Source organism: Pseudomonas sp. EpS/L25, assembly GCF_001512295.1.
Classification (GTDB): domain Bacteria; phylum Pseudomonadota; class Gammaproteobacteria; order Pseudomonadales; family Pseudomonadaceae; genus Chryseomonas.
This window is the reverse complement of record NZ_LNUP01000004.1, coordinates 1-8,441: the sequence shown is the minus strand read 5'-3', so window position 1 is coordinate 8,441 and position 8,441 is coordinate 1. Positions and strand designations below refer to the sequence as shown.

The following is an 8,441-nucleotide window of genomic DNA, read 5'->3' as shown; positions in this document are numbered from 1 at the left end:
GTAGGCGCTCGAGAACTCGATCAAAGGTGCCGTCATCTCGCCAGTCACGAAACCGCTGATACACCGTCGACCAGGGGCCGAACCGCTCTGGCAGGTCGCGCCAGGCAGCACCTGAACACAGGATCCAGAAGATGCCATTGAGCATCAGCCGGTCATCACTGCGTGGCCGCCCCCTCTTCTGCTCAGGCGAAACAACATCTGCAATCAGCTCCCACGCTTCATCCGGGAGTTCGTAACGCTTTGCCATGCGGCCCTCCAGCCCCTCATGGTGCCAATTCTACTCGCTCGGATTTTTCGTACAGAGCCTAGCATTGCTGCGAATGCTCTGGTCGCAAAGCTGCGGGCTGAGGGCCGCGACATAGTGAATTTCACTGTCGGTGAACCTGATCTCGACACCCCCGCGCATATCTTAGACGCTGCATCGAAAGCGATGGCCAGTGGCGATACTCATTACACGAGCACTCTGGGCACTCCCGCTCTTCGCGAGGCCATTGTGACCAAGCTGTCACGGGACAACGGCCTGGACTACTCCGTCGATGAGGTTGTCGCCGGCACGGGCGGCAAGCAGATCATCTTTGAAGCCTTAGCGGCCACCTTGAATCCAGGTGACGAGGTCATCGTACATACCCCTTACTGGGTGTCCTATCCGGACATCACCAAACTCAGCGGTGGTACCCCGGTAGTCATTCAAGGTCGTGAGGAAAACGGCTTTAAGCTGACCGCAGCGGAGCTTGATCAGGCGATTACACCGAAAACGAAATGGCTCATTCTCAACAGCCCGAACAATCCCAGCGGTGCGGTTTATACCCTTGATGAGCTCAAAGCCATCGCTCAAGTCCTTCGCGATCACCCGCACGTCCTGATGATGTCGGACGAGATCTATGAGCACTTTGTCTACGGCGGCAGGAGCCACATTTCATTCGTCACTGCAGCCCCTGATCTCAAAGATCGTATTCTGATCATCAATGGTGCGTCGAAAGGTTACGCCATGACCGGATGGCGGCTGGGCTTTGGCGCTGGCCCGAAGTGGTTGATCGCTGCCATTGGCAAATTGCTTTCGCAAAGCACGACCTGCCCGAGCTCGATCAGCCAAGCTGCAGCAGTTGCCGCTTTTGCAGGTGACCAGACCCCGGTCAAAGCAATGGCCAGCCTCTATGAAGCACGGCGCGACCTGATGACCGGTTTGCTCAGTGAAGTGCCAGGCCTTTCGTTCACCTCACCCGACGGCGCCTTCTACGTGTTCGTGAACGTTGAAGGGCTCCTTGGCAAGAAAATCCCAAGTGGATCGCTGCTCTCAACGGAGGCGGACGTCGTGCGCTTCTGGCTTGAAGATGCCGGCGTCGCCACCGTATTGGGCGAGGCATACGGCATTAGCCCTTACGTCCGCTTGTCATTTGCCAGTGGCGAACAGGTTATCCAGGAAGGATGTGCACGGCTTCGCAAAGCGTGTGAGTGCCTGTCCTAAGCGTTACCCATAACTACAATTATGAGTGCAGGGAGGCGCTCAGGTTACTTACAAAAAGATCCTGCCGCTTAATCTGTGAGACGGACATGCATAAGCCAAGAATTCCACTCGTTGCTCAAATTCTTATCGGCCTCGTTGCCGGCATCATCGTAGGCGCCATCCTTAACCATTACCCGGACGCTCGACCCTGGTTGGTCGATAACATCCTACAACCCGCTGGTGACCTCTTCATCAAATTGATGAAAATGATCGTCGTCCCAATCGTTTTCTGCTGCATGGTGGTCGGCGTAGCTGGCCACGGCGATGGTAAGGCCCTAGGGAGGACGGGTGCCAAGACACTGCTGTACTTCTTCTGCGTAACCACGACGGCGATCATTTTCGGATTGGTTATCGGCAACGTCTTGCAACCGGGGGCGGGGACAGACCTTAATAGCCTCAAGGCCGTGAGCGTCAACCTCCCAAGCTCTGGCTCCAGCAGCCATGGCGTAGCTGGCCTACTTCTCGGGATCGTGCCGGACAACATTGTTAATGCGATGGCGACCGGAAACCTGCTGCCTATCCTGTTCTTCGCTGTGATGTTTGGTTTGGGATTGTCGAGCCTGCCTCAAGAGCGCAAGAAACCGGTGCTGGATGTTTTCCGTGGGGTCAGTGACGCCATGTTCCGGGTAACCTCGATGGTTATGGCCTACTCGCCTATTGGCGTCTTCGGGATGATTGCCGTGACAGTCGCCAACTTCGGCTTCTCTTCACTGCTTCCTCTGGGGAAACTGATCGTTGTCACCTACCTAGCCTATGTTCTCTTCGCAGTGTTTGTGCTCGGGACGATTGCAAAGCTTGCAGGCATCAACCTGATTGCTCTGATCAAACACATCAAGGACGAACTCGTTCTCGCCTTTTCTACTGCCAGTTCCGCTGCGGTAATGCCACAGCTAATGGACAAGCTTGAGAAGTTCGGTGCGCCTCGGCAACTGATCAGCTTCGTGGTACCAGTGGGTTATTCCTTCAACCTTGATGGCGCATCCCTCTTCCTGGGCATCGGGACGCTCTTCGTCGCCCAGCTGTACGGAATTGAACTGGATCTGACACAGCAGGCACTTCTGGTTGTCACCATGGTGCTTACCTCAAAAGGAGCCGCTGGCGTTCCTGGTTTCATGTTTGTGATCCTGTCAGCGACCTTGGCGAGTGCGGGCCTGCCACTCGAAGGCATCGCCTTCATCGCCGGTGTCTACCGTATCATGGACATGGGCACCACAACGCTGAACGTACTGGGCAACGCGCTCGCCCCGCTGGTAATTGCTAAATGGGAAAGCAAGCAGGGGGGCACTCAGGAAAATTTTAAGCTTCAAGAGGACGCAACTGGTCACCCCGCCCAGGTCTCAACCGACAAGTAACAGCTTGATCGAGTCCTACGGAATCACTCAGTGCTGTGATTCCGTGCTGTTTAGCGTGTTTGAGCGATTGAACCGCTGACAGGGGATGGCACTGTAGCGATTGAACCGCTGACAGGGGATGGCACTGTTCTGACGGAGCTCAGTGTCGAGGGCCGCTACAGAGATGTGGCGGCCCTTTTATTGAGAACGCTGGAACCATGGACGAATACCTTTTTGGATCAATCGCAACGCATCGGCCCTTTCTGGAAGAGGTGCGACAGGCAGAGCGCTGTGACCTCCGTCACGCCAAGCAGACCCATGTCACGCCTGAGTTCGTCACAAACCAGCTTGATGGCATGTGCTACCCCCTCTTCGCCTGCCACCGTTGCTGCATAGTTGAATGGCCGGCCAATGAACACCGCCTTCGCTCCCAAGGCCATAGCCTTCATAACGTCAGTACCGCGCCTGATCCCGCTATCGAGCATAACCAAGCTTTCAGGAACTGCTTCGATGATACGAGGCAGAATTCGCAGAGGTGCAACGCTCCCGTCCAGCTGCCGCCCGCCATGGTTGGATACGATGATCCCTTCAGCACCTACCGCGATAGCTTTGACTGCGTCAGCTGGGTTCAGAATGCCCTTAATGATCAAGCGGCCCTTCCATCGGCTGCGAATCGCTCGCACATGATCCCAGCTCAAATGTCCCCGATCAGAGAAGTCCCGGAGAACGTTCTTTGCAACGATGGGAGTACCACGGGTTGCGTAGTTATTCTCAAAGTGCGGCATGCCGTGTTTCACCAACGTCTTCAAAAAAGTGCGGCACAACCATTCGGGGTGAGTGATGCCTTCAAACGCCAGCTTCAGGCTTGGCCTCAACGGCGTTGAGAAGCCTGCGCGGACGTTGTTCTCGCGATTAGCGGCAACCGGAGTGTCCACCGTCAATACCAAGGTTTCGACCTTTGCGGCGGCAACTCTGTCTATCAACGCGTTGATTTGGGAGTCGTCACCTGGGAGGTACGCTTGAAACCATGTTCCTGGTGCAGCCTCCATGACCTCCTCAAGGCGAATCAGCGATGAGCCGCTCATGATGCACGGTACATTCGCCGCCGCAGCAGCGCAGGCCATTGTCACATCACCTCGGTAGCTGGTGATCGCGGCGATACCCATAGGCGCAATGCCAATCGGTGCCGCGAACGATAGGCCATCGAGATCGACGCCGATATTGACCTTCGAAACATTTACCAATGCGCTGGGTAAAAAACTGTAATCCTGATAACAAGTGCGGTTATCGGTGACCGACGCCTCGTCCTCTACGGCACCGGATACGTATGCGTATAACGGTTTGGGCAGCTTTCGGCGGGCGATTCTTTCAAAATCGTGCAGCGAAAGACATTGGCGCAGTACGCGTTGCATGGTTCTGTCTCTTCTCGTTGTGGGGCCTAGTATCGATACCATAAACAAATGGACTGGCACCCTAAAGCGAATAAAATTATAATCTTGGCTTCGCTTTTTTCGAAGTTAGATCATCATGACCCTCAAACAGTTGGAAGCGTTTTACTTAGCAGCGACTTGCGCAAGCTTCGCTGTTGCAGCCAGTAGGCTAAACATCTCCGTTTCCTCCCTTTCAAAAAGAATCTCTGAGCTTGAGGCCTCTTTAAACGCAGAGCTGTTCAATCGTAGCGGTCGGGCAGCAGCGCTCACAGCTGCAGGCCAGCAGCTGGTGCCACATGCAAGAGACCTGCTTTCTCACGCAGGGCGATTCCTTTCCCTGGCCAAAAGCAACTCAGCCCTTGAAGGCCGCTGCCGATTTGGGGTGGGGGAGCTCACAGGACTTACTTGGCTACCACGCATGGTGGAGAAACTGCAGCAGGCGCATCCCCAGTTGTTGGTCGAGCCAAGCGTAGGAGTTGGGCAGACGATTGAGGAGCGTTTAGCCGAGGGGGAATTAGACTTCGCGCTTATCGCGGGCCCCTCCACGAGAACCAGCATCTCCTCCCAGATCATCGGCCAAGCGGAGTTCGTGTGGGTGAGTCGTCCTGATCTGCTGGCCTCGACCGACGTCAGCACGCTACAACCTGAGAACCTAGTCGAAACGGTACTTATCAGCCTGCCAGCTACCGCAGGCACCGTCCGGATTCTCGACGACTGGCTGGCTGATCAGCACATCAGCCCGAGACGCTTACTTCCTTGTGAAAACTGGGGTGCCACAGCCGGATTAATCGTCCAAGGGCTCGGGGTCGGCTTTCTTCCCAAAGCGTGGGCGCTGTCGCTGGTCGCGCGCGGCTTACTGGTAGAATTGCCCCGATTCCCGGCTCTTCGTCCTCTCTCATACACCTTTCAATGGAGACGAGATGACAACCGACCATTGATTGAGCAGTGCCGCCATATCGCCAGCCAATGCATCGAATTTCACGCGCCGGTTACGCTCCTCTAGGCAGATCAGTGCGCTACCCCTCACGAAATATTCCTTTTTTCGAATAAACCGCATTCAAAAAAATCGCTTTTTTCCACCTTGCCATAGCTACCAAAATCCCAGTTAACAAAAACAATTACTGGTACAACCGCTATGTCCCGATCCCACCTTGGTTCGCCAAAAGACGAAAAGCCTAGCAAATTCCGCTGGGTGGTCGTCGGCATGATATTTCTTGTCTACACAATCGCCGCCGCAGATCGCGCGAACATCGGCGTAGCCTTGCCGTTCATTCGCAAAGAGTTCGAGATGAGCAACACCGAGGCCGGCGCGCTCATCAGTCTGTTTCTACTTGCCTACGCGCTTGCTCAGTTGCCTTCCGGGTTTGCCTCAAGTCGTTTCGGTGTACGGAAAATATTACCAGCTGCGATGATCGCGACTTCAGTGTTTACAGGCCTAATCGGGACAATCCATAGCATTGTCGCCTTGAAGCTTTACCGAGTAGGTCTCGGTATCGCGGAGGGGCCCCTACCAATCGGCATGACCACCACAATCAACAACTGGTTTCCAGCGAAAGAGAAAGGCACCGCCACTGGAATATTCCTGTCAGCGGTGAAATTCGGCCCGGTCATCGTGCCTCCCATCTGCGCCGTGATTATTGCAGTGTGGGGATGGCGTGAAATTTTCTACTTCTTCGCGATTCCCGGCATCATCCTCGCTTTCGCATGGTACTGGCTGGTAACCGATCACCCTAACCAAAGCCGCTTCGTCAACAAAGCCGAACTCGACTACATCACTGCGGATTCTTCGCAGCCGAGAACAGAAACGCAGGCGCCCACCCGTCCAGCTCGAAACTTCAAGACTCTCGACCGTTTTATCCGTGCCCGGCGCGTTCCGGAACTGGACACCAACCGCAAAATCTTTACCTCTTGGAACATATGGGGGTGTGCACTTGGCTACTGCTTCCAACTGGGTATTTCCAGCGTCTTACTGGCTTGGATTCCTACATACCTGATAACGGTTAAAAACTACTCCCTCGTGAACATGGGTTTGGTTTCCGCAGCCCCTTGGGTAGGCGCTGTGATTGGCAACGTGCTCGGCGGTTTCCTGTCAGACCGTGTTCTCCGGAAGCGCCGTAAACCAGGAATGATGCTGTCGGCGCTTGCGACCGCTGGGATGATGTACCTGTTGATCAACTCACCGGCTGACCCACTCCAGTACGGCCTGCTTCTGCTCTTAACAGGTGTCCTGCTCTCTGTTGGCTACTCCTCCTACATGGTCTATCCGATGGCCCTGGCCTCGAAGAGCAAATTTCCTATTTCCAGTGCGGTAGTAAACATGGGTGGGCAGCTTGGTGGAGCGGCTACGCCATTCATCACGGGACTGCTACTCGATAGCCTGGGCTGGAACTACGTCTTCATGTTCATGGCTATCAGCTCGCTCTTCAGCTTCGTGATCTTGCTCACGATTGCCGAACCCCTAGGGCTTGAAGAACCGCAATCCACCACCTCTGCCAACTGATTGTCCTTCGCCTCAGCCAGGCGCCTACAACGCCTGGCCCTCTAACATTTCGTCAGGAGAGCTTCCCTATGTCCTTGCCAGGTCTACGGATCAACCCAGCGGTGCCCCCCGTGAGCGCTGAAATCGCTGAAGCATTTCAATCCGTCGTCACGCCGCACATCAGCGACAACCTTTCACGTCATATTGGGGTAAACGGCCTAACGCGCTATAACCACCGGGGCAAACTGGTGGGTACGGCATTGACCATAAAAACGCGCCCCGGCGACAACCTTTTCATCTACAAAGCGCTGCCTATGATCCAACCCGGACACATCCTGGTCATCGATGCTCAAGGCGACACGACCAACGCGGTGCTCGGCGAGCTGATCAAGCTTTACGCTGACTCCAAGGGCTGCGTCGGTTACATCGTGAATGGCGCGATCCGTGATGTCGCGGCTTTTGCGTCGACGCCTCTGTACGCCTGCGGCGTGACCCATCGAGGCCCGTACAAATCAGGCCCTGGGGAAATTAATGTCCCGGTGACCATTGGTGGGCAAATCATTAACCCAGGTGACATCATTATCGGAGATGAGGATGGGGTCGTGAGTTTCGCCCAGGATCAAGCATCGGAGATCCTCGCTCTAGCTCGTAGAACCAACGAGATGGAGCTTGCGATCCAAGCAGAGATCGCCAGTGGGAGAGATAAGCAGAGCTGGTTGGAGAAGTATCTCTAAACAACGCTCATGGTCAGCGCAGTCGCTGAGTCTCAAAAATTCTCCGAGCTGAGTCTGATGAGGGACTCCTTGAGAAAGATGGAATGGCCGATCAGACTATGTCTCAGTGTCAGCTCGGAAAATCATAGAGACCCAGAGCATTCGCGCAGGATGCGATTCCGCTCCACTTCGGATGGTGCCCACTCCAGTAGCAGATCTGCCAGCTGAGCATCGCTGGCAGCCTGTCCCTTTCGGTCACGTGTGGCCTATCAGAACCCCATACCAGCCTATCTGGTCGCTGGGCGATGGAAGCCTTGGCAATCTGACCTGCATCACCATAGGTTCCCCACGTCTATCAGTATGCGTCCGGCCAAGTCATCTGCCCAATTCGGAAAAGTCAGGACATGGCGTGCACATAAGTTTAGGTGGACACCAGTTCTAGCTCTTTTAGGCGGGTATTTCATGCAGCCAAGACGCCGTTCGTATTCAAAGCCCAGGTCATCTAAGAGTGTGTCCAGCCCGGCGTCTCAATCGCCAGCCTAGCCCTCAGCCACAGCCTCAACGCAAACCTCGTCTACAAATGGATGCGAGTGCACACGCAGAAAAGCGCGGCGCTTCAACCTGCATTCATCCCGTTGCGTCTAAAAACAACGGTGCCAGTATCCTCGTCAAATACTAGGCTCTGTACGAAAAATCCGAGCGAGTAGAATTGGCACCATGAGGGGCTGGAGGGCCGCATGGCAAAGCGTTACGAACTCCCGGATGAAGCGTGGGAGCTGATTGCAGATGTTGTTTCGCCTGAGCAGAAGAGGGGGCGGCCACGCAGTGATGACCGGCTGATGCTCAATGGCATCTTCTGGATCCTGTGTTCAGGTGCTGCCTGGCGCGACCTGCCAGAGCGGTTCGGCCCCTGGTCGACGGTGTATCAGCGGTTTCGTGACTGGCGAGATGACGGCACCTTTGATCGAGTTCTCGAGCGCCTAC

General features: G+C 55.2%; 8 protein-coding genes. 6 read left to right on the top strand and 2 right to left on the bottom strand.

The window, feature by feature from the left end; translation table 11 throughout:
- On the bottom strand, positions 1-247 hold a 247-nt coding region (locus AR540_RS24700), incomplete at its 3' end, for an IS5 family transposase (RefSeq protein ID WP_059226329.1).
- A gap of 18 nt (positions 248-265) precedes the next feature.
- Here AR540_RS24700 and AR540_RS08655 point away from each other — a divergent pair.
- Together AR540_RS08655 and AR540_RS08650 are read left to right on the top strand one after the other, a co-directional pair.
- Positions 266-1,465: a pyridoxal phosphate-dependent aminotransferase gene (locus AR540_RS08655; RefSeq protein ID WP_059228030.1), complete on the top strand. Its 1,200-nt coding sequence runs from the start codon at positions 266-268 to the stop codon at positions 1,463-1,465.
- Between the two features lie 86 nt (positions 1,466-1,551).
- A complete protein-coding gene (locus AR540_RS08650) occupies positions 1,552-2,856 on the top strand; it encodes a cation:dicarboxylate symporter family transporter (RefSeq protein WP_059228028.1) in 1,305 nt (434 codons plus the stop codon).
- A 218-nt stretch (positions 2,857-3,074) separates the two neighbouring features.
- Here AR540_RS08650 and AR540_RS08645 read toward each other — a convergent pair whose 3' ends face one another.
- The gene (locus AR540_RS08645) at positions 3,075-4,247 is read right to left on the bottom strand and encodes an alpha-hydroxy acid oxidase (protein WP_059228026.1); all 1,173 of its coding nucleotides are present in this window, start codon (positions 4,245-4,247) and stop codon (positions 3,075-3,077) included.
- Positions 4,248-4,362: 115 nt separating this feature from the next.
- Here AR540_RS08645 and AR540_RS08640 point away from each other — a divergent pair, with 115 nt between their 5' ends.
- The 4 genes from AR540_RS08640 to AR540_RS08625 all read left to right on the top strand — a co-directional run.
- Positions 4,363-5,268 carry a LysR family transcriptional regulator gene (locus tag AR540_RS08640; RefSeq protein ID WP_059228024.1) on the top strand — a complete coding sequence of 302 codons (906 nt, stop codon included), beginning with the start codon at positions 4,363-4,365 and terminating at the stop codon, positions 5,266-5,268.
- 132 nt (positions 5,269-5,400) lie between these two features.
- The gene (locus AR540_RS08635) at positions 5,401-6,765 is read left to right on the top strand and encodes an MFS transporter (RefSeq protein WP_059228022.1); all 1,365 of its coding nucleotides are present in this window, start codon (positions 5,401-5,403) and stop codon (positions 6,763-6,765) included.
- A gap of 68 nt (positions 6,766-6,833) precedes the next feature.
- On the top strand, positions 6,834-7,478 hold the full coding sequence (locus tag AR540_RS08630; RefSeq protein ID WP_059228020.1) for an RraA family protein: 645 nt from the start codon (positions 6,834-6,836) through the stop codon (positions 7,476-7,478).
- A 716-nt stretch (positions 7,479-8,194) separates the two neighbouring features.
- Positions 8,195-8,441 (top strand): IS5 family transposase (locus tag AR540_RS08625; protein ID WP_059226329.1); only part of this gene is annotated, 247 nt, incomplete at its 3' end.

Bases quoted from the DNA above. Each gene is read 5' to 3' on its own strand.
- AR540_RS08655 (WP_059228030.1), top strand. From the start codon at position 266: ATGGTGCCAATTCTACTCGCTCGGATTTTTCGTACAGAGCCTAGCATT.
- AR540_RS08650 (WP_059228028.1), top strand. From the start codon at position 1,552: ATGCATAAGCCAAGAATTCCACTCGTTGCTCAAATTCTTATCGGCCTC.
- AR540_RS08645 (WP_059228026.1), bottom strand. From the start codon at position 4,247: ATGCAACGCGTACTGCGCCAATGTCTTTCGCTGCACGATTTTGAAAGA.
- AR540_RS08640 (WP_059228024.1), top strand. From the start codon at position 4,363: ATGACCCTCAAACAGTTGGAAGCGTTTTACTTAGCAGCGACTTGCGCA.
- AR540_RS08635 (WP_059228022.1), top strand. From the start codon at position 5,401: ATGTCCCGATCCCACCTTGGTTCGCCAAAAGACGAAAAGCCTAGCAAA.
- AR540_RS08630 (WP_059228020.1), top strand. From the start codon at position 6,834: ATGTCCTTGCCAGGTCTACGGATCAACCCAGCGGTGCCCCCCGTGAGC.